This is a genomic window from Phaeovulum molybdatiresistens, assembly GCF_023544865.1.
GTDB lineage: Bacteria > Pseudomonadota > Alphaproteobacteria > Rhodobacterales > Rhodobacteraceae > Pontitalea.
Genome location: NZ_JAMJFX010000014.1, coordinates 37,975 through 63,310, shown reverse-complemented (window position 1 = coordinate 63,310; position 25,336 = coordinate 37,975). Strand labels below are relative to the sequence as shown.

The 25,336-nt window shown below is 63.4% G+C and carries 36 protein-coding genes and 1 tRNA gene; 14 read left to right on the top strand and 23 right to left on the bottom strand.

The window, feature by feature from the left end; genetic code table 11:
* Positions 1 to 35: 35 nt before the first annotated feature.
* On the bottom strand, positions 36 to 602 hold the full coding sequence (efp, locus tag MXB90_RS11030) for an elongation factor P (protein WP_250044632.1): 567 nt from the start codon (positions 600 to 602) through the stop codon (positions 36 to 38).
* Positions 603 to 706: 104 nt separating this feature from the next.
* Here efp and epmA point away from each other — a divergent pair, with 104 nt between their 5' ends.
* Positions 707 to 1,747, top strand: a complete 1,041-nt coding sequence (gene epmA, locus MXB90_RS11025) for an EF-P lysine aminoacylase EpmA (RefSeq protein WP_250044689.1) — start codon at positions 707 to 709, stop codon at positions 1,745 to 1,747.
* A gap of 68 nt (positions 1,748 to 1,815) precedes the next feature.
* Here the strand turns inward: epmA and pth are convergent, their stop codons facing one another.
* The 3 genes from pth to MXB90_RS11010 form a co-directional block, all read right to left on the bottom strand.
* Complete coding sequence (pth, locus tag MXB90_RS11020) at positions 1,816 to 2,553, bottom strand: aminoacyl-tRNA hydrolase (RefSeq protein ID WP_250044631.1); 738 nt, start codon at positions 2,551 to 2,553, stop codon at positions 1,816 to 1,818.
* A gap of 117 nt (positions 2,554 to 2,670) precedes the next feature.
* Entirely contained in the window at positions 2,671 to 3,279 is a 609-nt protein-coding gene (locus MXB90_RS11015; protein ID WP_250044630.1) for a 50S ribosomal protein L25/general stress protein Ctc, read from the bottom strand.
* Positions 3,280 to 3,405: 126 nt separating this feature from the next.
* Positions 3,406 to 4,569: an alpha-hydroxy acid oxidase gene (locus MXB90_RS11010; protein WP_250044629.1), complete on the bottom strand. Its 1,164-nt coding sequence runs from the start codon at positions 4,567 to 4,569 to the stop codon at positions 3,406 to 3,408.
* Between the two features lie 173 nt (positions 4,570 to 4,742).
* Between MXB90_RS11010 and MXB90_RS11005 the strand changes: the two genes are divergently transcribed.
* Entirely contained in the window at positions 4,743 to 5,468 is a 726-nt protein-coding gene (locus MXB90_RS11005) for a ZIP family metal transporter (RefSeq protein ID WP_250044688.1), read from the top strand.
* Positions 5,469 to 5,525: 57 nt separating this feature from the next.
* Here MXB90_RS11005 and trpA read toward each other — a convergent pair whose 3' ends face one another.
* Positions 5,526 to 6,317 carry a tryptophan synthase subunit alpha gene (trpA, locus tag MXB90_RS11000; protein WP_250044628.1) on the bottom strand — a complete coding sequence of 264 codons (792 nt, stop codon included), beginning with the start codon at positions 6,315 to 6,317 and terminating at the stop codon, positions 5,526 to 5,528.
* A gap of 177 nt (positions 6,318 to 6,494) precedes the next feature.
* Here trpA and ychF point away from each other — a divergent pair, with 177 nt between their 5' ends.
* Complete coding sequence (gene ychF, locus MXB90_RS10995) at positions 6,495 to 7,592, top strand: redox-regulated ATPase YchF (protein ID WP_250044627.1); 1,098 nt, start codon at positions 6,495 to 6,497, stop codon at positions 7,590 to 7,592.
* 76 nt (positions 7,593 to 7,668) lie between these two features.
* Positions 7,669 to 7,758 (top strand) — tRNA-Ser (locus MXB90_RS10990).
* A gap of 374 nt (positions 7,759 to 8,132) precedes the next feature.
* Here MXB90_RS10990 and MXB90_RS10985 read toward each other — a convergent pair.
* The 13 genes from MXB90_RS10985 to MXB90_RS10925 all read right to left on the bottom strand — a co-directional run bounded on the left by MXB90_RS10985 (position 8,133) and on the right by MXB90_RS10925 (position 14,976).
* Positions 8,133 to 8,522, bottom strand: a complete 390-nt coding sequence (locus tag MXB90_RS10985) for a hypothetical protein (protein WP_250044619.1) — start codon at positions 8,520 to 8,522, stop codon at positions 8,133 to 8,135.
* A complete protein-coding gene (locus MXB90_RS10980) occupies positions 8,519 to 9,835 on the bottom strand; it encodes a recombinase family protein (protein ID WP_250044617.1) in 1,317 nt (438 codons plus the stop codon). Before MXB90_RS10980 ends, MXB90_RS10985 begins: the two co-directional genes overlap by 4 nt.
* Positions 9,832 to 10,284: a DUF2924 domain-containing protein gene (locus tag MXB90_RS10975; protein WP_250044616.1), complete on the bottom strand. Its 453-nt coding sequence runs from the start codon at positions 10,282 to 10,284 to the stop codon at positions 9,832 to 9,834. The genes MXB90_RS10980 and MXB90_RS10975 overlap by 4 nt, the downstream gene beginning before the upstream one ends.
* Before the next feature lie 217 nt (positions 10,285 to 10,501).
* On the bottom strand, positions 10,502 to 10,669 hold the full coding sequence (locus MXB90_RS10970; RefSeq protein WP_250044614.1) for a hypothetical protein: 168 nt from the start codon (positions 10,667 to 10,669) through the stop codon (positions 10,502 to 10,504).
* On the bottom strand, positions 10,666 to 10,992 hold the full coding sequence (locus tag MXB90_RS10965) for a hypothetical protein (RefSeq protein WP_250044612.1): 327 nt from the start codon (positions 10,990 to 10,992) through the stop codon (positions 10,666 to 10,668). Before MXB90_RS10965 ends, MXB90_RS10970 begins: the two co-directional genes overlap by 4 nt.
* Positions 10,989 to 11,558, bottom strand: coding sequence for a hypothetical protein (locus MXB90_RS10960; protein WP_250044609.1), 570 nt, complete (start codon positions 11,556 to 11,558; stop codon positions 10,989 to 10,991). The genes MXB90_RS10965 and MXB90_RS10960 overlap by 4 nt, the downstream gene beginning before the upstream one ends.
* Entirely contained in the window at positions 11,558 to 11,755 is a 198-nt protein-coding gene (locus MXB90_RS10955) for a hypothetical protein (RefSeq protein WP_250044607.1), read from the bottom strand. Before MXB90_RS10955 ends, MXB90_RS10960 begins: the two co-directional genes overlap by 1 nt.
* Complete coding sequence (gene ssb, locus MXB90_RS10950; protein WP_284040806.1) at positions 11,752 to 12,267, bottom strand: single-stranded DNA-binding protein; 516 nt, start codon at positions 12,265 to 12,267, stop codon at positions 11,752 to 11,754. Before ssb ends, MXB90_RS10955 begins: the two co-directional genes overlap by 4 nt.
* Positions 12,267 to 12,500, bottom strand: coding sequence for a LexA family protein (locus MXB90_RS10945; RefSeq protein WP_250044599.1), 234 nt, complete (start codon positions 12,498 to 12,500; stop codon positions 12,267 to 12,269). Before MXB90_RS10945 ends, ssb begins: the two co-directional genes overlap by 1 nt.
* Positions 12,494 to 13,438, bottom strand: coding sequence for an ATP-binding protein (locus tag MXB90_RS10940; protein ID WP_250044597.1), 945 nt, complete (start codon positions 13,436 to 13,438; stop codon positions 12,494 to 12,496). Before MXB90_RS10940 ends, MXB90_RS10945 begins: the two co-directional genes overlap by 7 nt.
* Positions 13,438 to 14,001, bottom strand: a complete 564-nt coding sequence (locus MXB90_RS10935; protein ID WP_250044595.1) for a siphovirus Gp157 family protein — start codon at positions 13,999 to 14,001, stop codon at positions 13,438 to 13,440. The genes MXB90_RS10940 and MXB90_RS10935 overlap by 1 nt, the downstream gene beginning before the upstream one ends.
* Positions 13,982 to 14,143 (bottom strand): hypothetical protein, encoded by a 162-nt coding sequence (locus MXB90_RS10930; protein WP_250044593.1) that lies wholly within the window; start codon positions 14,141 to 14,143, stop codon positions 13,982 to 13,984. The genes MXB90_RS10935 and MXB90_RS10930 overlap by 20 nt, the downstream gene beginning before the upstream one ends.
* 155 nt (positions 14,144 to 14,298) lie before the next feature.
* The gene (locus MXB90_RS10925; protein WP_250044591.1) at positions 14,299 to 14,976 is read right to left on the bottom strand and encodes a S24 family peptidase; all 678 of its coding nucleotides are present in this window, start codon (positions 14,974 to 14,976) and stop codon (positions 14,299 to 14,301) included.
* 256 nt (positions 14,977 to 15,232) lie between these two features.
* Here MXB90_RS10925 and MXB90_RS10920 point away from each other — a divergent pair, with 256 nt between their 5' ends.
* The 10 genes from MXB90_RS10920 to MXB90_RS10875 all read left to right on the top strand — a co-directional run bounded on the left by MXB90_RS10920 (position 15,233) and on the right by MXB90_RS10875 (position 23,143).
* On the top strand, positions 15,233 to 16,171 hold the full coding sequence (locus MXB90_RS10920) for a hypothetical protein (RefSeq protein WP_250044589.1): 939 nt from the start codon (positions 15,233 to 15,235) through the stop codon (positions 16,169 to 16,171).
* Positions 16,171 to 16,431, top strand: a complete 261-nt coding sequence (locus tag MXB90_RS10915; protein ID WP_250044587.1) for a hypothetical protein — start codon at positions 16,171 to 16,173, stop codon at positions 16,429 to 16,431. Before MXB90_RS10920 ends, MXB90_RS10915 begins: the two co-directional genes overlap by 1 nt.
* The gene (locus MXB90_RS10910; protein ID WP_250044585.1) at positions 16,425 to 17,987 is read left to right on the top strand and encodes a DEAD/DEAH box helicase; all 1,563 of its coding nucleotides are present in this window, start codon (positions 16,425 to 16,427) and stop codon (positions 17,985 to 17,987) included. Before MXB90_RS10915 ends, MXB90_RS10910 begins: the two co-directional genes overlap by 7 nt.
* A complete protein-coding gene (locus MXB90_RS10905) occupies positions 17,984 to 18,901 on the top strand; it encodes a toprim domain-containing protein (protein ID WP_250044583.1) in 918 nt (305 codons plus the stop codon). Before MXB90_RS10910 ends, MXB90_RS10905 begins: the two co-directional genes overlap by 4 nt.
* A 765-nt stretch (positions 18,902 to 19,666) precedes the next feature.
* The gene (locus MXB90_RS10900; protein ID WP_250044581.1) at positions 19,667 to 20,200 is read left to right on the top strand and encodes a crossover junction endodeoxyribonuclease RuvC; all 534 of its coding nucleotides are present in this window, start codon (positions 19,667 to 19,669) and stop codon (positions 20,198 to 20,200) included.
* Positions 20,200 to 20,406 carry a hypothetical protein gene (locus MXB90_RS10895; protein ID WP_410302472.1) on the top strand — a complete coding sequence of 69 codons (207 nt, stop codon included), beginning with the start codon at positions 20,200 to 20,202 and terminating at the stop codon, positions 20,404 to 20,406. The genes MXB90_RS10900 and MXB90_RS10895 overlap by 1 nt, the downstream gene beginning before the upstream one ends.
* The gene (locus tag MXB90_RS10890) at positions 20,399 to 20,779 is read left to right on the top strand and encodes a DUF6362 family protein (protein ID WP_250044579.1); all 381 of its coding nucleotides are present in this window, start codon (positions 20,399 to 20,401) and stop codon (positions 20,777 to 20,779) included. Before MXB90_RS10895 ends, MXB90_RS10890 begins: the two co-directional genes overlap by 8 nt.
* 43 nt (positions 20,780 to 20,822) lie before the next feature.
* The gene (locus MXB90_RS17855) at positions 20,823 to 21,104 is read left to right on the top strand and encodes an HU family DNA-binding protein (protein ID WP_410302471.1); all 282 of its coding nucleotides are present in this window, start codon (positions 20,823 to 20,825) and stop codon (positions 21,102 to 21,104) included.
* Positions 21,105 to 21,689: 585 nt separating this feature from the next.
* Complete coding sequence (locus MXB90_RS10880; protein WP_250044574.1) at positions 21,690 to 22,922, top strand: DNA modification methylase; 1,233 nt, start codon at positions 21,690 to 21,692, stop codon at positions 22,920 to 22,922.
* Positions 22,919 to 23,143: a DUF7220 family protein gene (locus MXB90_RS10875; RefSeq protein WP_250044572.1), complete on the top strand. Its 225-nt coding sequence runs from the start codon at positions 22,919 to 22,921 to the stop codon at positions 23,141 to 23,143. Before MXB90_RS10880 ends, MXB90_RS10875 begins: the two co-directional genes overlap by 4 nt.
* Positions 23,144 to 23,192: 49 nt before the next feature.
* On the opposite strand, the gene MXB90_RS10870 is transcribed toward MXB90_RS10875, so the two are convergent.
* The 5 genes from MXB90_RS10870 to MXB90_RS10850 all read right to left on the bottom strand — a co-directional run bounded on the left by MXB90_RS10870 (position 23,193) and on the right by MXB90_RS10850 (position 25,229).
* Complete coding sequence (locus MXB90_RS10870; protein ID WP_250044570.1) at positions 23,193 to 23,711, bottom strand: DUF3489 domain-containing protein; 519 nt, start codon at positions 23,709 to 23,711, stop codon at positions 23,193 to 23,195.
* 91 nt (positions 23,712 to 23,802) lie between these two features.
* Positions 23,803 to 24,204: a hypothetical protein gene (locus MXB90_RS10865; RefSeq protein WP_250044568.1), complete on the bottom strand. Its 402-nt coding sequence runs from the start codon at positions 24,202 to 24,204 to the stop codon at positions 23,803 to 23,805.
* A 56-nt stretch (positions 24,205 to 24,260) separates the two neighbouring features.
* On the bottom strand, positions 24,261 to 24,608 hold the full coding sequence (locus tag MXB90_RS10860; protein WP_250044566.1) for a hypothetical protein: 348 nt from the start codon (positions 24,606 to 24,608) through the stop codon (positions 24,261 to 24,263).
* 102 nt (positions 24,609 to 24,710) lie between these two features.
* Positions 24,711 to 24,995, bottom strand: coding sequence for a hypothetical protein (locus MXB90_RS10855; protein WP_250044563.1), 285 nt, complete (start codon positions 24,993 to 24,995; stop codon positions 24,711 to 24,713).
* 12 nt (positions 24,996 to 25,007) lie between these two features.
* On the bottom strand, positions 25,008 to 25,229 hold the full coding sequence (locus tag MXB90_RS10850; RefSeq protein ID WP_250044561.1) for a hypothetical protein: 222 nt from the start codon (positions 25,227 to 25,229) through the stop codon (positions 25,008 to 25,010).
* Between the last annotated feature and the right edge of the window lie 107 nt (positions 25,230 to 25,336).

The following is a 25,336-nucleotide window of genomic DNA, read 5'->3' as shown; positions in this document are numbered from 1 at the left end:
CGGGTCCGCAGGCCCGCCCCTGTCCCGGACCCGGATCAGTCCTTGGCGCGTTCCACGTAGGAATTGTCCTCGGTGTTGATGATGATGCGGGTGCCCACGCCGATATGCGGCGGCACCATCACCCGGATCCCGCCGGTGCAGGTCGCGGGCTTGTAGGACGACGAGGCCGTCTGCCCCTTGACCACGGGTTCGGTTTCTTCGACCTCAACCGTCACCTTCTGCGGCAGTTCGATGGCGATCGCCACGTCCTGGAAGGTTTTCAGCCAGACGCGCAGCCCGTCGCGCAGGTGCACCTTGGCATCGCCCACGACATCCTCGGTCACGACCAGCTGTTCATAGGTCTCGGGCTCCATGAAGTGGAAGCCTTCGCCATCCTCATACAGGAAATCATATTCCTTTTCTTCGACATGGGCGCGTTCCACCTGTTCGGTCGTGCGCCAGCGTTCCGACACCTTGGTGCCGTCGGAAATGCGGCGCATGTCGACCTGGGTCACGGGCGTGCCCTTGCCGGGGTGGAAGTTCTGGGCGGTCAGAACGACATACAGATGGCCGTCGATCTCGACGACATTGCCTTTGCGCAGCGAGGAGGCGATGACTTTCACGGGTGCTCTTCCTTGTGATGAACAGGCCCGCGGCGTAAGGATGCGGGCGCTTGGCCCCGCGCCTAGCCTATCTGAACCGGAATTTCCAGCCGAAAGCCGCCGCAATGCCCCTGACCCCCTGGTGGAACCCCGAAACCCACGCCGACCGTCGCCCGCTTCTTCTGGCGCGTAATCGCATCCAGGCGGCGATCCGGGGCTGGCTGGCCGACGAAGGATTTACCGAGGTTGATCCCGCCGCCCTGCAGATCAGCCCCGGCAATGAGGCGCATCTGCACGCCTTCGCCACCGAGGCGATCGGCAATGACGGGCAGGGGCGTCGGATGTATTTGCATACCTCGCCCGAATTCGCGCTGAAAAAGCTACTGGCGGCGGGGGAAACGCGCATCGCGGCCTTTGCCCATGTCTGGCGTAACCGCGAACGCGGGGTGCTGCACAGCCCCGAATTCACCATGCTGGAATGGTATCGCACGGGGGAAGATTACACCGTCCTGATGCAGGACTGCGCCCAGATGTTGCGCCTTGCCGCCCGCGCCGCGGGGGCCACCAGCCTGCGCTACCGCGACCATTGTTGCGACCCCTTCGCCGAACCCGAACGGCTTAGCCTGCCCGATGCCTTTGATCGCTATGCCGGCATCGACCTGATGGCCACGATCGCCCCCTCGGGTGAAACCGACGCCGGGGCGTTGCGCGCCCAGGCCGCGGCCGCGGGTTTGCGTCTGGCACCCGATGACACCTGGTCCGACATCCTGTCCAAGGTGCTGGTGGACCGGGTGGAACCGCATCTGGGCCATGGCCGCGCCACCATCCTTGACCGCTATCCCGTGGCCGAGGCGGCGCTGGCCCGCCCCGCCCCCGATGATCCGCGCCTGGCCGAACGGTTTGAGCTTTATGCCTGCGGGGTGGAACTGGCCAATGGCTTTGGCGAATTGACCAACCCGGGCGAACAGCGCCGCCGCTTCCAGCTGGAAATGGACGAAAAGCACCGCGTCTACGGCGAACGCTATCCGATTGATGAGGATTTTCTGGCGGCACTTGCCCTGATGCCGCCCGCTTCGGGCATCGCCTTGGGCTTCGACCGGCTGGTGATGCTGGCCACCGGCGCGCCGCGGATCGACGCGGTGATCTGGGCCCCCGTCGCGCCCTGATCCCTTCGGCTTTGCCGAAATATCCTCGGGGGTGAGGCGCGGCACGCGCCGAGGGGGCAGACAGCCCCCTAGCGGCGGAACCGATCCACAAGCCGTTCCAGCGCCGACCGCGGCGGTTCCGGTTCGGGGGCGGCCTTGGCAGGTTGCGCCGCCGCTGCCGCCACTGGCTTTGCCGCCCCGCTTTTCGTTTCCCCCGTCTTCACGCCATCCGTCTTCGCGCCCCCCGTCGAGGATCGCGGCGGCGCGGTGCGCAGCGCAACCGCGTTCAGAAACCGCGCGCCATCGCCCGCCGCCAGCGCCGCCGCCCCGTCCGAAATCCCGCGCAGCAGATCCTCCAGCCAATCCTGATCGGCCTTGGCGAAATCCGACAGCACATAGCCCGCAACCCGGTCCTTGTGACCCGGATGGCCAATGCCCAGCCGCACCCGGTGATAGGCCTCGCCGACATGGGCGTGGATCGAACGCAACCCGTTGTGCCCCGCATGTCCGCCGCCCGTCTTGACCCGGCAGCGCCCCGGCGCCAGGTCCAGTTCGTCGTGGAACACGGTCACATCATCGGGCGTGATCTTGTAAAACCGCATCGCCTCGCCGACCGATTGGCCCGACAGGTTCATGAAGGTTTCGGGCTTCAGCAGGACCACCTTTGCCCCGCCCAGATTGCCCTCGGACAGCTGGCCCTGAAACTTCGACCGCCAGGGCGCAAAGCCGTGATCGGCGGCGATCCGGTCCACCGCCATGAAGCCGATGTTGTGCCGGTTCGCGGCATATTTCGCGCCCGGATTGCCAAGCCCTACCCAGAGTTTCATGCCCCCTCCGTTTCGCGCGCGACTTTAGCGACGGGGCAGGGGGGCGCGCAACCCTGGCCCAAATGAAAACGCGGGGCCGGTAAGGGCCCCGCGCTTCCCGGTTCGCTTGCGCGAAGATCACTCTTCGCCGGCTTCCTCATTGTCCGACGACCGCAGGCCCGAGGGTGCCGCGATGTTGGCGATGACGAAGTTGCGGTCGATCGTCGCCTTGGCGCCGGCGGGCAGGACCACGTCGTTGATGTGGATCACGTCGCCGATCTGCTTGCCGGTCAGGTCGACCACGATCTGTTCGGGGATGTCACCCGCCAGCACTTCCAGTTCCACCTCGGGGCGGACCACGGTCAGCGTGCCGCCACGCTTCAGCCCCGGCGAGGCTTCGTGGTTCACGAATTCGACGTGGATGAACAGCGCGATCCGCGAGTTGCGGTGGGTGCGCATCAGGTCGATGTGGGTCGGCAGGTCCTTGACCACATCGCGCTGCACGCCGCGGCAGATCACGCGGACGTCTTCCTGGCCTTCAACCTGCAGGTTGAACAGCGTCGACAGGAAGCGGCCCTTGCGCAGGCGGGTCAGCAGCTTGTTGTAGTCGAGGTTGATCGGCTGCGGGTCCTTGCCGTCGCCATAGACGATGCCGGGCACATAGCCCTCGCGACGCGCTTGACGAGCGGCCCCCTTGCCTGTCCCCGTCCGCACCACAGCTTCGAGATTCTCGATCTCTTTGGCCATTGGTCTTCTCCATAGGTCAATAGGTTACCGGGCCTCCTCCAAGGGTGCAGGCCCGCAAGGGGGCCCGGTTACCCGCGATGGGCCCGAAAGGCAAGGGGGAATCTGGCCCCGGTCCCGGGGCGCGGCCTATTCGTAGGCGTCCAGAAAGCCCTTGGGCAGAAGCAGGTTGTGCCGCCCCAGCGCCTTGACATCGCGTTCCCCGCACAGCGCCATGGTGATGTCCAGTTCCTTGCGGATCACCTCTAGCGCCTGGGTCACGCCAGCCTCGCCCATGGCGCCAAGGCCGTGGATATAGGCGCGCCCGATGTAGGTGCTGTGCGCCCCCAGCGCCAGCGCCTTCAAGACGTCCTGCCCCGACCGGATGCCGCTGTCCATATGCACCTCGATCCGGTCGCCCACTGCGGCCACGATGCGCGGCAGCATGCGGATCGCGGACAGCGCGCCATCCAGCTGGCGCCCGCCGTGGTTCGACACGATGATCGCATCGGCGCCGAAATCGGCGGCCATGCGCGCGTCATCTTCATCCAGGATGCCTTTCAGGATCAGCTTGCCGCCCCACTGGTCGCGGATGCGCGCGATCTTGGACCAATCCAGCTGCGGGTCGAATTGTTCGGCGGTCCAGCTCATCAGGCTGGAGGCATCGCCCACGCCCTTGGCATGACCCACGATATTGCCGAAAAACCGCCGTGGCGTGCCCAGCATTTCCAGGCCCCAGGCCCATTTCGTCGCCAGGTTGACCAGCGTGGGCAGGGTCAGTTTCGGCGGGGCCGACAGGCCGTTCTTCAGGTCCTTGTGGCGCTGGCCCAGGATCTGCAGATCCAGCGTCAGCACCAGTGCCGAACAATTCGCCTTCTTGGCGCGTTCGATGATGCGGTCGACGAAATCCTCGTCCTTCATCACGTATAGCTGGAACCAGAACGGCTTGGTGGTGTGCTGAGCCACATCCTCGATAGAGCAGATCGACATGGTCGACAGGGTAAAGGGCACGCCGAATTTCTCGGCCGCGCGGGCGGCCTTGATCTCGCCATCGGCGCGTTGCATCCCCGTCATGCCCACGGGGGCAAGGGCCACGGGCATCGTCACCGGCTGGCCGATCATCTGCGTTGCGGTGCTGCGCCCCGACATGTCCACCGCCACCTTCTGGCGCAGGCGGATCTGCGCGAAATCGGTGGTGTTTTCGCGGAAGGTCTGTTCGGTATAGCTGCCGCTTTCGGCATAATCATAGAACATCTTCGGCGTGTGCCGGCCGTGCAGCCGCTTGAGATCGTCGATGCAGGTGATCACGGGCATGCGGGCCTCCTATAGCCGGATTTGGTCATTCGCTTTTACCAATCCCTGCGGGGCCGTGCAATCGCCACGCGGCTGCTTGCCTTTTTGCCGCGCCCGGTATCCAGTGCCGCAAACGGGAGGCGGCGGTGAGCGTCATTGTCTGGGGCCTTTTGGGCAGCCTGTGTGCCGGTCTGATGACCGGGGTGGGGGCATTGCCCGTTCTGTTCGGCCGCAGCATTTCGCGGCAAACAAGCGATGCGCTGCTGGGCTTTGCCGCCGGGGTGATGCTGTCGGCCTCGTTCTTTTCGCTGATCCTGCCGGCGATCGAGGCCGCCGAACTGGCCAGCGGATCGACCTTTGGGGCGGCGCTGATCGCGGCGGGGGGGATCGTTCTGGGCGCGATCGCGGTCGCCGCGATGAATGAGATGCTGCCGCATGAACATTTCATCGAAGGCCGCGAAGGCGCCGATCCGGGCGCGTTGGCCCGGATCTGGCTGTTCGTTCTGGCGATCACGATCCACAATTTTCCCGAAGGCATGGCCGTGGGCATCGGCTTTGGCACGGGCGAAATTTCACACGGGATGTCCTTGGCCATCGGGATCGGGTTGCAGAACGCGCCCGAGGGGCTGGCCGTGGCCGTGGCGCTGCGGGGGCAGGGCTATGACCGCCGCCGCGCCTTTGTCATCGCGCTGCTGACCGGGTTGGTCGAGCCGATCGGGGGGCTGCTGGGGGCGGGCGCCATGACGCTGGCCGCGCCGCTGTTGCCCTGGGGGCTGGCCTTCGCGGCGGGGGCGATGCTTTATGTCATCAGCCACGAAATCATCCCCGAAACCCACCGCCACGGCCATCAGAACAGGGCCACCGCGGGGCTGACCCTGGGCCTGGTTCTGATGATGATCCTGGATGTGACGCTGGGCTGACCGGATCGTCGCGGTGGCGCTGCCCCGCGATCAGGCCCCGGTTCAGGCCCCCAGGTTTCAGGCCCGGTGCGCCCCGCCGGCCAGCGCGGCCACGCGGTCCAGCACCTCGGCCACGGGCTTGCCCTCGCCGATCAGCTTGACGATGGCCGACCCCACGACACAGCCATCCGCGACCGCGGCGATGGTTTCGGCGGCCTCGGGCGTGGTGATGCCAAAGCCCACGATCACCGGCAGATCGGTCTGCGCCTTGATCCGCGCCACCTCGGGGGCGACATCGCCGGCCTGCGCCGCCGCCGCCCCGGTGATGCCGGTGATCGAGACGTAATAGACAAAGCCCGACGTGTTCTGCAGCACCTTGGGCAGGCGCTTGTCATCGGTGGTGGGGGTCGCCAGGCGGATGAAGTTCAGCCCGGCCTTTTGCGCGGGAATGCACAGCTCGCTGTCTTCCTCGGGCGGCAGGTCCACCACGATCAGCCCGTCGATCCCGGCGGCGCGCGCGTCCGCCAGGAAGCGGTCCACGCCCCGGTTGTAGATCGGGTTGTAATAGCCCATCAGCACGATCGGGGTGGTGTTGTCGGCCTCGCGGAATTCGGCCACCATATCCAGCGTCTTTTGCAGCGTCTGCCCGCTATCCAGCGCGCGCTGGCCGGCCAGCTGGATCGTCGGCCCATCGGCCATCGGATCGGTGAAAGGCATGCCCAGTTCGATGATGTCCACGCCCGCGCGCGGAAGCCCCTGCATCACCTGAAACGATGTTTCAAGATCGGGGTCGCCCGCCATGATATAGGCGACGAAGGCCTTCTTGCCTGCAGCCTTCAGTTCCACGAATTTGGCGTCGATCCGAGTCATCTTGGCGTCCTCTCCTGCCTCGGTCCGGGTTTGCGGCATGGGGCGGGGAAAATCAATGGGGCTTGGCAGCGGATCGGGGCGGTGATCGGGGCAGGCGGTTTTGCCCCCGGTCGTTTGCCTTGCCTTGCGTGCCCCGCGCGCGTAATAGGCGCGCAACGTCAGCGAAGGGGAAAGATCATGGGTTTCAAGATGGGCATCGTCGGGCTGCCGAACGTGGGCAAGTCGACTCTTTTCAATGCGCTGACCCGCACTGCCGCCGCGCAGGCCGCCAATTTCCCCTTCTGCACCATTGAACCCAACGTGGGCGAGGTCGCCGTGCCCGATCCGCGGCTGGACAAGCTGGCCGCCATCGCCGGGTCCAAGCAGATCATTCCCACGCGGATGACCTTTGTCGATATCGCGGGCCTTGTGAAGGGCGCCTCAAAGGGCGAGGGGCTGGGCAACCAGTTCCTGGCCAACATCCGCGAGGTGGACGCGATCGCCCATGTGCTGCGTTGCTTTGAAGATGGCGATGTGACCCATGTCGAAGGTCGCGTCGATCCGGTCGCCGATGCCGAAACGATCGAGACCGAGTTGATGATCGCCGACATGGAAAGCATCGAAAAGCGGCTGGCGAACCTGCAACGCAAGATCAAGGGCGGCGACAAGGAAGCGGTCGATCAGGAACGCCTGCTGAAAACCGCGCTGGCCGCGCTGGAGGCGGGCCGCCCCGCGCGCACCGTTGCGGTGGCCGAGGATGACCGCAAGGCCTGGGCCATGCTGCAACTGCTGACTGCCAAGCCCGTGCTCTATGTCTGCAACGTCGAAGAGGCATCCGCCGCCAGTGGCAACAGCCAATCCGCGCGCGTGGCCGAAATGGCCGCGGCACAGGGCGCGGCCTCGGTCGTGATTTCCGCCAAGATCGAGGAAGAGATCAGCCAGTTACCCGAGGATGAGGCCGCCATGTTCCTTGAGGAAATGGGCCTGAGCGAGGCTGGCCTCGACAGGCTGATCCGCGCGGGATACACGCTGCTGGGCCTGCAGACCTATTTCACCGTCGGCCCGAAAGAGGCCCGCGCCTGGACCATCCGCAAGGGCACCCTGGCCCCGCAGGCCGCCGGCGTCATCCACGGCGATTTCGAACGCGGCTTCATCCGCGCCGAAACCGTGGCCTTCGACGATTACATCGCCTTCAAGGGCGAGGCAGGCGCGAAAGAGGCCGGCAAGTTCCGCGTCGAGGGCAAGACCTATGAGGTCAAGGACGGCGACGTCCTGCATTTCCTGTTCAACGCCTGAACCAAAGCCCCGGAACTTCGCGCAGATGCAGAATTTGCCCTTGTCGGGCGCGAGCGGGGCGGATAAACGGGTCAGCGGAGACGTGGCCGAGTGGTCGAAGGCACACCCCTGCTAAGGGTGCAGACGGGAAACCGTCTCGAGGGTTCGAATCCCTTCGTCTCCGCCACGCTGCTTCTAGGACCCTTTCTCTAGTGCAACCCACCCCAAAAATTTTCCCTTATATTAAAGGGTTATAGCGCCAGTATGGTGCTGGGCAAAACGCTGAAATCCCCTTGGCGACCCCACATAAGCGCTCTCTTACCCGTATTTTCTCCGGACCTGTTAACCACGCATTTTTCGCTACGGTTTCAGTAACTTGCTGAATTTGAATCAATAAAATGTCTCGCTGTTTTCGAGTCCGAGCGGAGTCGCACAAATGGCACCGGCGACTCGCGTCCAACTCTTTGAGGTGACTGCTGCCCATTTTGCCTTTGTGGTAGCAAAAAACCGTTCCAAATCATTGACTTGAAACGGCTCTTTGTCGGTCTGCATAGAGGAGTTTCAGCCGATGTCGTAGCCCAGCTCCGCCCGCTGCTCTGCCCAAACTGGCGTCATCGGATCGAGCAGCTCCGTCATGCCCACGGACGGTGGGTTTCCGTCCAGGATCGCTTCGATGATGTCGGGCGCCAGCAAGGTGAGCCGCATGACGCGGGTCAGGTATGAGGGTGAGATCTTCTCGCGCTCTGCCAATTCCGCAATGGTTTCCATTTCGCCGTCCTCGAGGATCTGGCGCCACCGATAGGCGCGCGCGACAGCTTTGATAAGCGTATAGTCTGGGCTGCGATTGTTTGCGCCGGGCGGAAGCCGCACCTCTTTCCGACCACCGCGCTTGGCCACGCGGAAAGGAATGGTGATGGTCACGGTGTCGGGGATATCGGATTTCTTGCTCATGCGGCGACATCCTTGTTCTCAGGGCTGACCATCAGTTCTTGGGCCAATTCCGCCAGACCGTCGATGCGCAACCGGACGTGGATGTCGTTGGTGCCAATGTCGACCCGCTCGACGGCCAAAGCGATGATACGCGCCTGCTCGGCTGGGAAGAGTTCATCCCACAGCGGATCGAATTGCTGCAGTGCCATGCGCGCCTCATTGAGGGTGATGTCGCGACACCGGCCTTTCGCAGCATCCCACGCGCCGGCGATGATTTCTGGTTGACGAAACACCGCCCGAACCTGGTCGATGACGGCGGTTTCGATCGCTGCGGCCGGGACGCGCCCAATCGGGCAGGACCCGGCGCCGTGCTTCAGGATCGACTGGCTGACATAGTAGCGGTAGAGCTTGCCCCGCTTTTTCGTGTGGGTTGGCGAGAAGGCCGCCCCGTCGGGGCCATAGATCAACCCCTTGAGCATCGCGGGCGTTTCGGCGCGCGTATTGGCCGCCCGCTTGCGGGGGCTCTCCTGCAGGATCGTATGCACCTTGTCCCAGATAGCGCAGTCCAGGATTGGTTCGTGTTCCCCGGGATAACTGTCGCCCTTGTGGACCGCCTCGCCGATATAGGCGCGGTTGTTCAGCACCCGGTAGAGGTACTTCTTGTCCATCCGGTTCCCATTGGGGGTCAGGAGGCCGCGCTGATCGATCTGGCGCGCCAGTTCCGTCGCTGACCCGATTTCGACAAAGCGGGAGAAAATCCATCGCACATGCTCGGCGCGCTCGGGGTCGATGACCAGCTTGCGATTTTCGACGCGGTAGCCGTAGGGCGGCACACCGCCCATCCAGATGCCCTTCTTGCGTGATGCGGCGACCTTGTCGCGGATGCGCTCAGCCGTCACTTCGCGTTCGAATTGCGCGAAGCTGAGCAGGATGTTCAGCGTCAGCCGCCCCATCGAGGTCGTGGTATTGAACTGCTGGGTGACGGACACGAAGGTGACGCCCGTGCGATCGAAGACCTCAACCAGCTTGGCGAAGTCAGCCAGCGAGCGGCTGAGGCGGTCTATCTTGTAGACCACGACCACGTCGACCAAGCCGTCCTCAATGTCTTGCATCAGCGCCTTGAGGCCCGGCCGCTCCAGGGTGCCGCCGGACACACCGCCGTCATTGTATTGGTCGCGGAGCACCACCCAGCCTTCGGAGCGCTGGCTGGCAATGTAGGCCTCGCAGGCTTCACGTTGCGCATGCAGGCTGTTGAACTCCTGATCGAGCCCTTCCTCGCTGGATTTGCGGGTGTAGATAGCGCAGCGCAGTTTGCGCAGGATCGGTTGGGTCATGTCCGCGCCCGATAGTTTTTCAGGCCAAAGAAAGTCCAGCCATTCCAGCGCGTGCCGGTGACGGCGCGGGCGATGGCGGACAGCGACTTGTAAGGGCGACCCTGCCATTCGTAGCCATCGACTGTCACAGTGACGACATGCTCGACGCCTTGCCATTCACGGAGCAGCCTTGTGCCCGCGATCGGCTTGATATCGGCGCGGATGCGGCTTTTCAGGCGATCCCCGCCGTCGAGGTCTTCACCCAGCCGTGCCAGCCTTTTGAGGGTCTCGGGTTTCAGGCCGCCATAGGCCAACTCCTGGATGCGATAGGCCAGTCGGCTTTCCAGGTATCGGCGGTTGAACGGCGGCGGCATAGTGCCGAACAACTCGGCCCATTGCTTTCGCAGTGCCGGCGTCGGCGTGGTTTTCAACGCGGCGATGCGCGCGGGGATTTGATCATGTTTTGTCATGCAGTCCTCCTGTGAATCGGGGTTGCATGAACGCTCTGGTTGGCTGGATAGTGTAGGGAACTTTCTCCAATTCCGTCAGATAGTTGCGCCACGTCCCTCTGGCGCAGGCGGATCAGGCCAAGCGCCAGCAGGCGACACAGTTCAGCCCGCCGCTCCTGGGCTGTCATTCGGTCGGGGTGCAAGGCATTGGGGCGCTTCATGCGGGCCTCTGTGCGCTTCAGTGGCGCTGTTTCGCAGATTCCCGAACAACGATTTTCTGTAGCCGCGCGGCGATGGCATCGCGGTCTTTCGCTTGCCAGCGCCGCCGGTACATGTCTTGTTCGAGAATATCTTCGGCATCTTTCTCAAGACGCTTTTCCAGGCGCGGGTCGTCCATGCGGCTCATGGCATAAGTTCCAGATTGACGTCATCTTTGAGCCGGTGCTGGACATGGCCATCCTCAGTCAGCGTGATCATGATCAGGCTGTTGGGAAGTTCGCGCCAAAGCGACACGACGGCTGCGATCTCTTCGTCGTCAGAGCTTTCTGCCGCGCAACACCATTCCAGCACACGGCCGATCGTGTCGGGCAGCGCATCAGGGGTCCGGGCATGGATTTTCCCGATGACATTGGCAATCTCATCTTCAGGCCAGTCGATCCCGATCTCGCGACACCATCCGACGATATCGCGCCACAAGTCAGGCGCGTCACGACGAAGGCTCTGGGTCATGTTTTTCTCCTGTCACAGTTAATACTCCCGCTGCGTGACGGCGGTGCTTCGGACCTCTGGCCGCCCGCATCGCTTCGAAGAAGGGCGCTGGCGGCAAGGATTTTTTCGATCTCCGGCCAATGGTCACTGGCTTCAATCCAAGGGGCGAGGTGGTCGCGCACATAGGCCATCGCATCTTCCATAAAGACGCTGAACTCATCGCCCCCCATGGCAACGAAGCTGATCGAGACCGGTCGCGCCACGACCGCCAAGGTCCCGTCTGGAACATTGTGCCGGGCGCGCTCGAGGCGCGTCATGGGCCGGTTGCGTGTGCGCCCTGTGGCCACCAGAAGGTCATCCTTGACGTTTTCGGCGGTCCAGGTGGCGCTGGTCGGCCCATCATTCAACGCGTCCGCCACATACGTGACAAAGGCCCAGAACAGGCGATGCTGTTTACCGTTGCGGGGCTGGGTCGGCTCGATCTTGTAAAGCGCCCCACGCCTGAGCCTCTCAACGGCGAGCTGGCCTGCCTTGCAGGCGGGAATAAGCACTGAGCCTTCGCGGCGGACGAAGAAGGGGAATGCCATCAGACCCGCTCCGCCTTGTTCGCGCGCCATTCAAACATGGGGGCCGTGGGGAAACCGAGCCGACCGTCCGCCATGACCTCGACCAGGGCAAGAGGCAGCCAGCACGCGGCGGCGGTGTCGCCGGTATGATGGACTAGTCCGGCGCGCTTGGCGCGGGCGCGGATTTTACCATCGAGAAGGGCGATCGCGCGGCTCACAGGCGTCCCTCCATGATGAAGGGGATTTCGTCGTCGTCGAGCCCCCCGCCCGGCCGGCCACCGGCGCCATAACCGGATTTTCGCGACGCGCGACCGTCGGGGCCATTGCCATCGCCTTGGTTGTCGGCGCTACGCATTCGTCCGCCATGATCATCGCCCGCCTGGCTATCGAGGAGCACGAGGTCCCCGCGATAGGGCCGGAGGGCAATTTCGGTCGTGTAGCGATCCTGTCCGCTTTGGTCCTGCCACTTACGGGTTTCCAGCTGACCCTCGATGAAGACCTTCGATCCTTTCCGCAGATACTGCTCCGCGACCCGGATCAGCCCCTCGGTATGGAGGGTGACCTTGTGCCATTCGACGCGTTCGCGCCGTTCGCCGCTGGTACGGTCTTTCCATGTTTCAGATGTGGCGATGCTCAGGTTGCAGACCTGGCCGCCATTGGCGAAGCTGCGGACTTCCGGGTCGCGCCCCAAATGGCCGAGAAGGATGACTTTATTGATACTGCCTGACATTATTCCGTCCCTCTGGGCGCCGCAGGGCGGCGGATGATTTCGATGGCCCGCGCACGGCCCGGCAGCCGGCGGATATAGCCTCGCTCGTCAAGCTGGCGCAGGATGTGATGGACCCCGGACTTCGAGCTCATGTTCAGGGCCCGGGCGATCTCTTCGTAGGACGGGGCAAAGCCACGTCCATCGAGATGCTCGGTCAGAAAGCTCAGGGCCTCGCTTTGACGCTGGGTCAGCATGTCAGGCCCTCCCGGGATGGATTTTGCAGCTGGCCTATATCGACCTTTTCCGGGGCGATGTACTTCCGGGCCTCCGGGTCAAAATCGAAGCCGAGTTCATTGGCCCGATCCACAACCTGCCTGGCGATCGCCTTGCCTGCCTTCTTGGCTCGACCAAGAAGCGCGTTGATCCCCTCGGCCGAGTCGATCTGGGGCAGCTTTCTCGCGAACCAATCCGCCTCCGCCTTCCGCGCGATCTGCTCCTCGGACAGGGTGTTCAACTCTGCCTTGATGCGCGCGATAATCGCGGCGAGGCAGGTCGTGAAGGCGTGGTTTGTGGCCTCGGGTATGGCGATCTGGACGATCCCGGCAGGGTCTTTGCCAAAGGCCGTTTCCGTGGGCGAGAACATCAGATGGCGCTCTTTGTTGAATACCGAGATGCGCGCGATCACGTCGCTGTCCGTCAGAACCAGATCTTTCGATCCGCCCTGGATTTTCAGGCGCTCCTTGATCGTGTCCCCATCCATTTTCTCGTCCATATGCGACAGCAGCACCACGTCTTTGCCAAACCCTCGCAGCAGCTTCAGGAAAGCCGAGAACCGCACCCCGAGCTGGCCCCATCCCTGCTGGTTGAGCGCGCCGCCGTAGGAGAGGCGGGCATTGTTCGCGATGATGTCCGCGCCGAGCGCGTCCAGCGCTTTGCCCACCGTATCGATCACAATCGTGTCGTAGCCTTCGAGATCTGCCGCGCGGATATTGGCAACATCCGCCCAGGCCTCGACCTGCACGACATCTTTGCGCGCCACGGCACGATAGGCGCCCTTGTCAAAATCCAAGAGCAGCGGGCGGGCGGCCGTGAAGGCCAGGCTGGTCTTGCCAAGGCCGGGCTGGGAATAGACCGTGAGACAGAGGTTCTTCACCTCGATCGGCTCATCGGCTGTTGTGATTTTCAATGCCATCACGCCACCCGCACGCTCACGCTGTCCGCTCCGCGCACCAGGGCGGCGCCGGGCACGATCTCGCCCGCCTGCAGCTGTGCCTTGATTGCCACCTTGTCCGGCGTCACCACGGTCTTGCACAGCTGCGATGGGACCGCGGTCTCATCGGTGATTTCGACCGACAGCGCGCCCGTGCGCCGCGATACTGTCGCCATCGGGCGCACCAATTTCCGCTCGCCCGTGGCCTCTAGGATCAGCAAAAGCGCCTTGTCCGCCGCCTGTTCGCGCGCCTCCATCCGCTTGCGACGAAGTGACAGGGCGTCGTTTTCGGATTTGATCGCTTGCGCAAGTGCACGTGCTTCCATGCGATCGCGGAGCAGGTGGTCAATCACATCGGCGATATCGGTTTCGCCATCGAGCGTGTCCCAAAAGGTCTCTGGGTCAAACTCTTCGCCCAGCATGTCGCGCAGCTGGGCGCTGATCTGTTCAATCAAATGCGTGTTGATCCGCATGGTTCCTCCAAAGATGCGTGACGGCTGGTTGGCGACAATGGTCCTACTGGCCTCAGTCCAGGCCGAGGCCATGGCCGATCAGCAGGAAGAGATAGCCCGTCGCGAAGATCGACGCCGCGCCGAGGAGGTCGCACAATGCCGCAGCGACCTCGCGCCAATTGACCTGCGGGCGGCTTGTCTTGTCCCTGTTCTCATTTGAGACGAATGCGACCATGTGTTCCCCCTATGTTCCGAGTAAGTGATCGCAAAAGGAGAGCGATCAGTCAATCGTTAAATGCGCACGAAAGCGCACGCCGCTGCGAACACGCAGGGCGAATCGAGCTGCAGGTCGGATTTATCGCGGGGTGGCGCGGGGTTGCGCGCGGCTGGTCAGATTTTCCCGGCGGCCCAAATCACCCGGCCGATGACCTCGATTTCGGACAGTGACCGCTCGACGCTTGGATAAACGGAACGATTGTCGGAGATGATGGTGACGCGGCCCGCCTGCGACGCGCGCCCGATTCTCTTGACCAACAGCGCATCGCCATTGTCGCGGATCACGAAGATACCGTCATAGCTCAGATCGCGCTTGGAGACGTCTACCATGACGATGTCGTCATCGCTCAGGGTCGGGAGCATACTGTCGCCCTTGACGGAAATGATCCTGAGATTTCTGGGGGATGTTGTGGTCAGATGCGTAAGGTAACCAGGGGGGAAGGCCAGTTTGCCAACGGCGTCTTCGTAAGCGACAACCGCCCCATTGCCCGCGGAGGCCTCAACGCTGAAGATGGGCACAAGGTCGTCGCCGGTCTCATCGTCGTAGCTTCCCGGAGGCATGCCAGCGAGTTCCATGATCTCTGCGCGTGCGATGCCGCGTTCGGCCAGCGCATCTGCGAAAGCCTCCGCCTCACGCATCGGCAGGATGTCATCCTTGAAGCGATCCGGGCTTTCATAGTGCAAATAGCCTGAGGGGGATTTCCCGACCCTCTTGGCCATAGCCCGGATCGACAGGCCGGAGCGCTCCCGGATGGCCTTGAGGCGTTCTGCTGTGGTTTTTTTCTGTTCCATTCTGTCCTTATTACAAGTCTGTCCGCAAAAGTCCGTGCGCTTTAAGCAAACATAATGATTGACAGGGTGTCCGCTCATGGCGGATAAATGCGGTCATGAACCACGCTGGCTCCCCTGTCCAGTCCAGGAGCCGCATGTATCAGCCGCCGAACCTCGTTTGCGCGCGGCTTTCCTGCGGTCGGACGAGCCTGATGCAGACGACGAACGCGGGTATCGCACAGAAGGATGGGGAACGTATCGTGAACGGGATCGTGCAATGAACCAACTTGGACATAATGAACGCTCCTATCGCCTGGATAGGCTCGTGGCAGATGCGCGGCGCGGGCTGGAAAACGTCGAGAAGGGCGAGGAATTCACCATTGGGGGCTGGCTTGCTTATGGCCATGCGCTGAACGAGGGGCGGGCGCTCTTTCCCGGGGATCGGGAGTTCGGCGAATGGGTTCAGGCAAATGCGCTCCGACAAGTTGTCGGTGCGGATGGATCCTTGCGCGATATTCATGACCCCGAGCGTGCTGCGGCCATGTGGGCGGCCGCCAATGCCGACCAATTCGAGCAGGCCCGCCAGCGCGGCAACCCGCGGACGATCCGTGGCATTCACGCCAAATGGAAAGAGATCGAAGCCGAGCGGGAAGCTGCGCTGTTCGAGCAAGAGCGTCAGACGCGGCAAGAGGCGGAACGGAAAGCCCCAGTTGCAGCCGTCGAGCCTGCCCGCATCTCAGCGGAGGCGGAACGTACAGCGGAGATCGGGGCGCGACGCGATCTAAAAACCACTCCCGACGCGGAAGCGCTGCACGCGGTGGTGGCCCGCGCCGAGGCGGCCGAACAGGCATCGGTGATCGACGCGGCAAGGGCATCCGGCCCTTGTGCCGAGGCCCGCAAGAAGTTGACCGGGCTGACCCGGGAGGGGCTGGAAGATGAAGTGCTGGGTCTGCGTGACGCGCTGGCAGAGGAACAGGTCCGCCGCAGGCAAGCTGAGGCGGAACGCGATGCGTGGCAGGCAAAGTTCCATCAGGCTACGTCTGACAGTGATCTGGGTCGGTCCCTGGGCTTGGCGTTGCGTCAGCGTGATACCGCGAAGGGCCGTCTTGGCGAGGAAATGGCCAAGAATGCGCGACTGGGGCGCCGAATCCAAAGTCTCGAGGCCGAACTTGCCAAACTGCAGCGCTCCCTTGAGATGCAGGAGATCCCGCTCTGATGACGCCGATCCTCGACCGCATACGCGCCCATGGCGGCGATGTTATCCGCGATCAATGGCGGATCAGGGTGCGGCGCGGTCGGCTGCCGGAGGCTGCGATCGCCTGGTTGCGCCAGCCGCGCATTCAAACAGCGCTGCTTCTGGAAGTCTGGCCTGAGGCGGATGCCTTCGAGGAGCGCGCGGCGATCCGTGAATACTGCGGCGGTCAAGACCGCGCAACGGCAGAGCGCGCGGCCTACGAGGAGGTGATGGTATGCTGAGTTTCCACCCCCCGAAGGCGATCCAGCTGCGTGATTATCAGGCCGCCGCGATTATGGCCCTGCGCGCGGGCATTCGTGCAGGCAAGAAACGTCAGCTTCTGGTGGCTGGTACCGGGGCCGGGAAGACCCTGACGGCGGCGCATATTCTGCATGAAGCGGCCCAGAAAGGCAGCTATACGCTCTTCATCGTCGATCGAGTGGCCCTGGTGGACCAGACATCGGCGGTGTTCGAGGCCTACGGCATCCCGCATGGCGTGGTGCAGGGCAGCCATCCTCGCTGGTCACCTCGGGAAAATGTACAGCTGTGCAGCGCCCAGACCCTGGCACGCCGCATTTTGCCGCGCGACCCCGATCTGATCATCGTTGATGAGGCGCATTGCCAATACAAGTCGACCTTGGATTACATGGCGATGAACGCCGCGGCGGTAAAGATCGGCCTGACCGCAACCCCATTCACCAAGGGCATGGGTCATCACTGGGATGGCGTGGTCAACGTGATCCCAACGCGCGCGCTGATCGAGGGCGGGCATCTGGTCGAGCCGCTCATCTACACCGCCCGGGCGCCCGATGATGCAGAGTTGGGCCTCAACAGCTACGGGGAATTTTCTGACGCCTCCGCCACGGCAGCAGGCATCCAGATTGTCGGTGATGTCGTTTCGGAATGGGAGGCAAAGGTCGGGGCGCATTTCGGAGGGCCTGCCAAGACCATCGTGTTTTCGCCCACCGTGGAACATGGCCGCGAGCTCTGCGCAGCCTTCGCCGCGGCAGAATATAATTTCCAGCAGATCAGCTACCTCGATCGCTCGGATACTGAACGGGCCGAAAAGATCGCCGAATTCCGCAGACCCGACAGCCTGATCCACGGGCTGGTCTCCTGCGGGGTGCTGACCAAGGGCTTTGATGTGCCCGATGTGGCGGTTGGCATTTCCTGCAAGCCTTATCGCAAGAGCCTGTCGAGCCACATGCAGGAGATCGGTCGCGTGATGCGGCCGCACCCCGATCTGCCGAAAAAACTGTGGCTTTGCCATAGCGGCAATATCGAACGCTTCGCGCTGGACATGTTCGAGATCTGGGAGAATGGCGTTGGTCAACTCGACACCGCAACCACACGCGACAGTACGCCCCGAAAGCGCGATGAGCGGGTTCGCGCGCAGGTGGTCTGCCCGGAATGTGCAGGCGCGCTGCGTGGCACGACCTGCATGGTTTGTGGATGGGAGCGGCCGCCGCGGTCGCGCATCCATGCGCTTGAGGGCGAATTGCTGGAGTTCAACCGAGCCGATCACATCGCGCCGCGCGGCGGGCTGCGCGCGGATATCCTTTGCGACCCGCGCAAGGTCTGGGAGGGCGCATTGGCCTACACGATGGTACACACGCGCAAGGGCGAGCAACATGCGCGGCGTTGGGCCTACGGGATCTGGCGGGGCATCTATCCGGGCGCAAAATTGCCCTTTGGCTGGTTTGACGCGCCGGCGCCAATCCTGCCTGATCCGGCGGCCTTTGCTTTGGCGGAGCGCGAAACCCGGCGGTTTCGCAAGACCCCGCGGAGGGCGTCATGAGCCTGGAGGCTGCGATGCGCGATGCCTGCAGCGCTGTGGGCATCCGCCCGCCGCGGCATACGGTGCCGGGGCGTTGGATCGCATCTCCGGTCGAGGGCAAAACAGCGTCGAACGGCGCAGGTCGCGTGCTGATCTTTAACGATCGCTCTGGCGGTATTGCCTGTAATTGGACAACGCAGGCGCAGCAGCGGTTCACAGCAGACGGGCGGGTCGACGCGCAAGAGGTTCGCGCCCCGCGTCGTGACCCAAAGGCAGATGCGCTTGAACGGGAACGGCAAGCGGTCGCGATCGAGGCTGCCAGACGCATGATTGCGGCCGCGCAGCCCGAGCCGCATCCTTACCTCGCCAGAAAAGGGTTCGCCGAGGAACGCGGCTTGGTGCTGGACACTCCGGGAGCATTCGTGCCCGCCGACAGATTCTTTGACGGCATGCGCTACCGGCTTGGGCAGATGGCCGGACCCTTTCTGATCATCCCGGGCCGCATCACGAAACGGGTCGTGACAGTTCAGCTGATCGACGCTGAGGGCGCCAAGGTGAACATGAAAGCCGCCCCCATGGCCGGAGCCGCCCATCGGATTGCCGCGGGGCGCGAGACCTGGGTCTGCGAGGGGATTGCGACCGCGCTCTCTGTCAGGGCTGCGCTGTGGCTCTTGGGGCGTTCCGCCACGGTTCTTTGCGCCTTTTCCGCTGCGAATGTCGCCAAGGTCGCGCTGCGTCTCGAGGACAGTATCATCGCAGCTGACCATGACAGACCGCTGGAGCAACTGCATGGGCAGGGCACGGGCGCTTTCTACGCCGCCCGGACAGGTCGGGTTTGGACGCAGCCGCCTGAACCTGGTGATTTCAACGACTGGCACATGCGCGACGGGCTTCGGGCCGTGGCACTGCATCTGCGCGACATCAGGCCGCCGTAATTCAAGCATCGCTCGCCGCGTCGTGCGGGCACATTCAGGCTTCAAGCGCATCGCAGCGGCCTGAGCGGCATGGGGATGGTAAGGCCCCGGTGCAGCGCCGAAAGATTGCGACATAGGCTCCCCACAGTAGCCCCCGGACGGTGACGGACGGACGCGAACGAGCCAAACGACGCCAGACGCCTTACCCACACTGGACGCGGGGGCACGACCACCCGCAGCCGCCCACGCATGGCCATCGGAGAGCGTGACGCGGTGCCGCCAGGTCCCGAATGGGAGCGAAGCCACGGTGAAGGGCGACAGCCTGACCCCGCCCGCGCCTTACAGCGCAGCCGCTCCGATGGTGTGTGTCTGCGTGTCCCGAGGTCCCAAGACCGAAAGCATCAGCACACTTCGTCCCGACGACGGGCGAAGTGTGCCCAGCGGAACCCTCAGAACCCAGCCCGAAAGACGCTGGATGCGAAAGAGAGGATCGGAACAGGATGAACGAAACAACGGGTGAAACGTCAAGCGGCGAGCGAGCCGTGAGGATGCAGCCAGGCGGTTCGGCGAGAGAGCCGCATGTAGCGCGTCGGTGCTGCCAAACGATCTGACCGGTACGCGCGTCACCGGCCGGCTTCAGACAGGTGCTCGCATCAATGGGTGGCCAGGCGCGCACGACGATCAAGGCCCATACAGATTCCGATCCGACGACGGCGGCCGGTACCGCCAAGCATCAACCGCCATCGCCTTCCAGCCCAAGCAGCCAACCAGAAAAGGAGACCATCCATGGCTGACCCGACTTTGACTGCCCCATCCGCCGGCGCAAGGCCGAAAATGCCACCGCCCGAGCGCGGCCGGACAATCCTTGCCCTGGACCTCGGCACCACCACCGGCTGGGCCATCCGTGCCTTCGACGGGCTGATCACCAGCGGTACCGTCAGCTTCAAACCCGGCCGCTTTGACGGCGGTGGCATGCGGTACCTGCGGTTCACCGACTGGTTGACCGAGATCGACCGACTCTCCGGGCCAATCGAGGCGATCTTCTACGAAGAGGTTAGAGCCCATAGGGGCGTGGACGCGAGCCACGTTTATGGCGGTCTGATGGCCACGCTGACCGCGTGGGCGGAGCTGCGCGGCGTGCCCTACGCGGGCGTGCCAGTGGGCACCATCAAGCGTCATGCCACGGGTCACGGCAACGCCAACAAGCAGGCGATGAGCGATGCAGCCCGTGCCCGCGGGTTTTCGCCCGCCGACGACAACGAGGCCGATGCCATCGCGCTGCTGCTTTGGGCGATCGAGACGAAAGGAGGGCTGGCCTGATGGGCATGCGCTTCACCCCCAAGGGCTATGGCGGCAAGCGCCGCGACCCTGAGCAGGTCAAACGGGACGGCTGGCACGAGCAGGGCGTTCTGGCGGTCAGCGTGGAGGACCAGCGGCTGACCTGGCCCGAGCGGGAATTGGTCGAGCAGCTGGGCGCCAAGCTTTACGGGCCGCGGGAAAAGGGCAGGGAGGCGCGCCATGGCTGACCGCATCTGGACCACAGACGACGTGGCGGATCATTTTGAGGAAGCATTCCGCACCCTGCGCAAGCTGCCACCCGTAAAGGTGCAGGGCTATTTCAACGCCTGGCCGGCGGTCATGCGCACGCCCCGCGAAATCGCTGCGATGGAACCCGAGCCCATGCGGGTCTGGCCATCTACCAGTGCCATCACGCGGCTGGAGCAGACCTTCGACTGGGTACTCTGGATCGGCGAGGACGAACGCCGCCTGGTCTGGTGGCGTGCAGCACGCCGGCCCTGGAAGCAGATCACCTACGAATTGGGCGTCGATCGCAGCACCGCATGGCGGCAGCACAAGCTCGCGCTGACCAAGATCGCTGCACGGTTGAACGCTGGTTGACAGTGCCCGCCGGGGGCAGAAATGTGTGTTAAAGGTATGCGTCATGGTGCGAAGAGAGTTGATTGCGAAGCTTGCGGCCGAGAACCCAAAGCTAACGCAGGCCCAGGCCGAAAAAGCCGTTGATGCCATTTGCGGGGCCATCATCCGACACCTTGAACAGGGCGGACGCGTGGAACTCCGGCGCTTGGGGAATTTCCACGTCACGCAGATTGCGGGTCGGCTTGGGCGGCACCCCAGGACGGGTGAGTATGTCCACACAGGCCCAAAGGCCGTGGCACGGTTCCGGGCAAGCCGGTTGCTGCAGCAGCGGATGAACTCCGAGTGACGTCAAAGTGTTGCAACACTTTTTCTTTCGACAGATGCAACATCGAAGTGCTATCCGAACGGTACGATGGGGAGAGTGCGTCGGCAGACCTCTCTCCCCGTTCTCGCTGGGGTGGATGCCTCGGTGGCTTCCAGGGGTCAGTCTGGAATCCAGTCAGAGTCCAGCGGGGCTGAGGAACGGTTCGATCGGCTGATTTTGCGAGGGGCAAATGCGCGCCGCTTGCCCCGATGGCAACCGTCTCCGAATGGTGTGAGAGAACGGTTTTTCGGGTGCAACCGGTAACCGGTTTTCCAAAAAAACTGTCTCTGCCCAGCGTGCTGTAATGCCTAAGCCTTTGATTTTACGGGTCCCTCCTGGCTGAAACCGTATTCGGGGGGGCGAGGCACGAGGGTTTCCCAGTGACACCCCTGAAAACACCCGTTTCGTTTCGCTTTGACGCGAACCCCAATAAAACAAGGGTCTGACGGCCTGACAACCCACGCCTGAAACGAAATGGGGATCCGACCCCATTTCGCTTTGAGCCCCAGACCCGTTTCGTTTCGTGGACCCCTGGTTCGCGCATCCAGCATCCCCAAGGACATCACCATGGACGTTGTCGAGCTGCCGCTTGAGCAGATCATTCCCTATGCGCGCAACCCGCGGCGCAACGAGCAGGCGATTGCAACGGTCGCGGCGTCGATCCAGGAATTCGGGTGGCGCCAGCCCATCGTCGTGGACGAGGCGATGGTGGTTCTCGCCGGGCACACGCGGCTGGAAGCGGCGCGCAAGCTCGGGTTCAAGACCGCGCCGGTGCATGTCGCCAAGGGGCTGACGGCGTCCCAGGCGCGCGCCTTTCGGATCATGGACAACCGCTCCAGCGAGAATGCGGAGTGGGACAAGGACCTGCTGAACCTCGAACTGGCGGATCTGCTGGAGGCGGATTTCGACCTTGGGTTGACAGGCTTCACCGAGGACGAGCTGAACGCGCTGATGTCGAGCCTTGAGGACGGCACCGGTCCGCAGGAGGGGGAGGACGATGTTCCGGAAACCCCAGAGGATCCGATCAGCCGCCCGGGCGATCTCTGGGTTCTCGGTAACCACCGACTGCTCTGCGGCGACAGCACGGTGGCAACGGATGTTGAGCGAGTCCTGAATGGCGTGAAGCCGCTATTGCTCATAAGCGATCCTCCATACGGTGTGGAATACGATCCCAGCTGGCGCAATGAAGCGGGTGCCGCAAAAACCAAACGCACTGGCAAGGTGCTGAACGATGACCGTGCCGACTGGCGCGAAGCCTGGGCCCTGTTTCCGGGTGACGTCGCATATGTCTGGCACGGTGCCTTGCACGCAGCGACTGTCGCCGAAAGCCTTGAGGCTTGCGGCTTCAACATCCGGTCGCAGATCATTTGGGCCAAGGACCGTCTGGTGCTGAGCCGTGGCGATTATCACTGGCAACACGAGCCCTGCTGGTATGCGGTCCGCAAATCCGGTAAGGGCCATTGGGCGGGCGATCGCAAACAGACCACGCTCTGGCACATCGCGAACAAGGACCAGGATGAAAAGACCGTCCATGGCACGCAGAAGCCGGTGGAATGCATGCGCCGTCCGATCCTGAACAACTCCAGCCCGGGGCAGGCGGTCTACGATCCCTTCATGGGCTCGGGGACCACGCTGATCGCAGCAGAGACGACGGGCCGCGTTTGCTACGGGATTGAATTGAACCCGGCCTATGTCGATGTGGCCGTCCAGCGCTGGCAGAAATTCACGGGCAAGGAGGCGATGCTTGAGGGCCATGACAAACGTTTCGATGTGCTGAAGTCGGAGCGCATTGCCGCATGACCCAGTCCCGCCTCATGTCGCTGGTCGAGGCCATCGCCAATGTGATCGTCGGCTACGGCGTCGCGGTTTCGACGCAGATCCTGATATTCCCGATGTTCGGGCTGCATACGACGCTGGCCCAGAACCTGAAGATTGGCGTCATCTTCACCATCGTGTCGATCGCCCGTTCCTTCGCCCTTCGGCGGGTCTTCGAGGCGATCCGGGTGCGGAGCGATAATTGATCAACCGCCGCCCCGTGCGGGTCGGCGGTATTGGGCTTATGGCTTGGGGTCAGGCAGCGGGAAGTTTGTACACGCGCCCTCGGTTCTCAACCTTCTCCGAGATCACCTCGAGGCCGAGCTTTTTCTTCAGCGTTCCGGCAATGGCACCCCTCACCGTGTGCGACCGCCACAAGAGAGCGGCACCGATTTCCTCGATGGTCGCACCGTCCTCGGCGCGCAGCATCTCGATCAGCGCCTCCTGCTTGGTGGCGCTGCGCTGATGGATGGCCTTCGGCGCAGGCTCGGCGGCTGGTTTGCCAACAGGCGTGTCTGTGATCCCGAGGGCACTGTAGGCCAGCGGGGTGGCGCGCAGGGTCACTGGCCCGCGCTCCTCGTCATGCCTGTAAACGGTGTTGAGATCGGTGGCGGGGATTTCCTCGATCAGCCCAAGCTTCAGGAGGCTCTTGCAAACATTACCGACTGCGCCCCCCTTGAGGTTTGCGGTGACGGGGAAGATGGACCCGTCCTCCCGCGCGCAGGCGGTGGACAGGATGACGGCTTGAGCTTCGGAGAGCTGGATCTTGGTCATGAATTTTTCCCGGTTTGGGCCCGCGCGACATGCGGGGCTTTTACCGGGGAAAGCCCGCCTACGCGGGCCGTCCGAACTGCGTGGTGGAAGATCAGTTGCTCTCGGCCATCGCGGCCGCAACTGCGAAATGCTGCACCCAGCCGGTCAGGTATGGCAGCCCTGCGGGGATACCCTCGGAGCGTTCTGTGGCGCGGTCGATGCGCCAGCCCTGCCAGCGGCGGATCGCAGAGGCGATGGCAGGCTCGAGTTCGATCTTACAGCCGGTCATGTTGCCGACCACATCGTCCGCGAAATGCCGCCCTATCCGGCTATCCAGAAAGTCGCGGATGCCGATCATCTCGTCCTCGCTCTCGGCGCGGATGGCTTCAGCGATCATGCGCGAGGCGAGGGTCCAGACTTCCGCACTGCGGCGGTCGCGCTCAGGGCAGACGGTCAGGGCGCGGAAGAAGCCGTAATCCTCGTTGCGGCTGGGCAGTAAGGCGTGCGTGGTCATGGTCGGGATCCTCGTACTGCGGGCTGGCGGGGCGCTTGGCCCCGCCCGGTATGGGGTCAGGCAGCGCAGCTAGCTTCCAGCGCTGCGATGTGGCTGCGGAGCGTGGCGGCTTCCTCGCGCGCGGCGTCCGCCCAGAAAACGGCGCGGGCGTTGCAGGCGGCGGCGAGACGCTCTGCGTCTTGGCGGGTAAAGCGGTTGACCTTGTGTGCGCTGCCATGGCCCGTGCAGGTGGCGCGGTGCTTCTTGCCCTCGGGCGTCAGCGTGAAGGTCAGAGGGCCGAAGTCATCGATGACGATCCAGTTGTGCGAGGCGATCGTGGCGCAGGCGCTTGGCGCGAGGCGGGCTTCGATTTCGTCCGCGGCAGCGCGGAAGTCGGCGATCAGGGTGGCGGCGGGGTTGGTCATGGCGGGGGCGTCCTTCGGTGAGTTGCGTCGTTTCCGTGCGATGACCATCGCTCTGACGCGCCAATTATCGTAGCAAAATCAGAGCAATAAGATTGCTTTTAATCATGCGATGTGGTTCGTGGCATCTACCCATTCGCCATCCTGCCAGATGTAGAGATGGCAAAGTTCGCAAGTCGGGCGGGGCAGGATCCGTGGCGCGCGCGGCGGATCGAAACAATCGAGGGTGTCTGCGGTGACTTGCCGGATTTCGCGGGCGGCGAGGATCTCCTCCAGTGTCCAGTGCGCCAGCGCGGGCAGCATATGTGCGGGGTAGCCGTCGAAGTGTACATAGATCTGCGCCCATTCCTCGGGCCCGATCTGGATGGCGATCTGCGCGCGTGTGCTCATAATCGTCCTCCGCTAGATCAGATGCTGGTCAGCCAGCAGGGTACAAGCGGCTGCAAGCTGCGAGGTCGGAAGTTCGATCTTCAAATGCGAGATCACGTCGGAAGCTTCTGCTTTGATGCCGTGATCACGCAGGTCGGCCTCAAGCGCAGCAGCGACGGTCTCGGGGCGGCTGCGGTCAAACTGCTCGGGCAATGTTGCGTGGTCGATGCGGATGGTGGTGATAGCCAAGGGCATGGTCGGCTCCGTTGGTGTGTCATTTTATGTTCACAGGTTCGCTCTGGCGGGCTGCCTAATCCAGTATAATCGCAGCAATTACATGGCTTTGATTGGGGCCTGGGGAT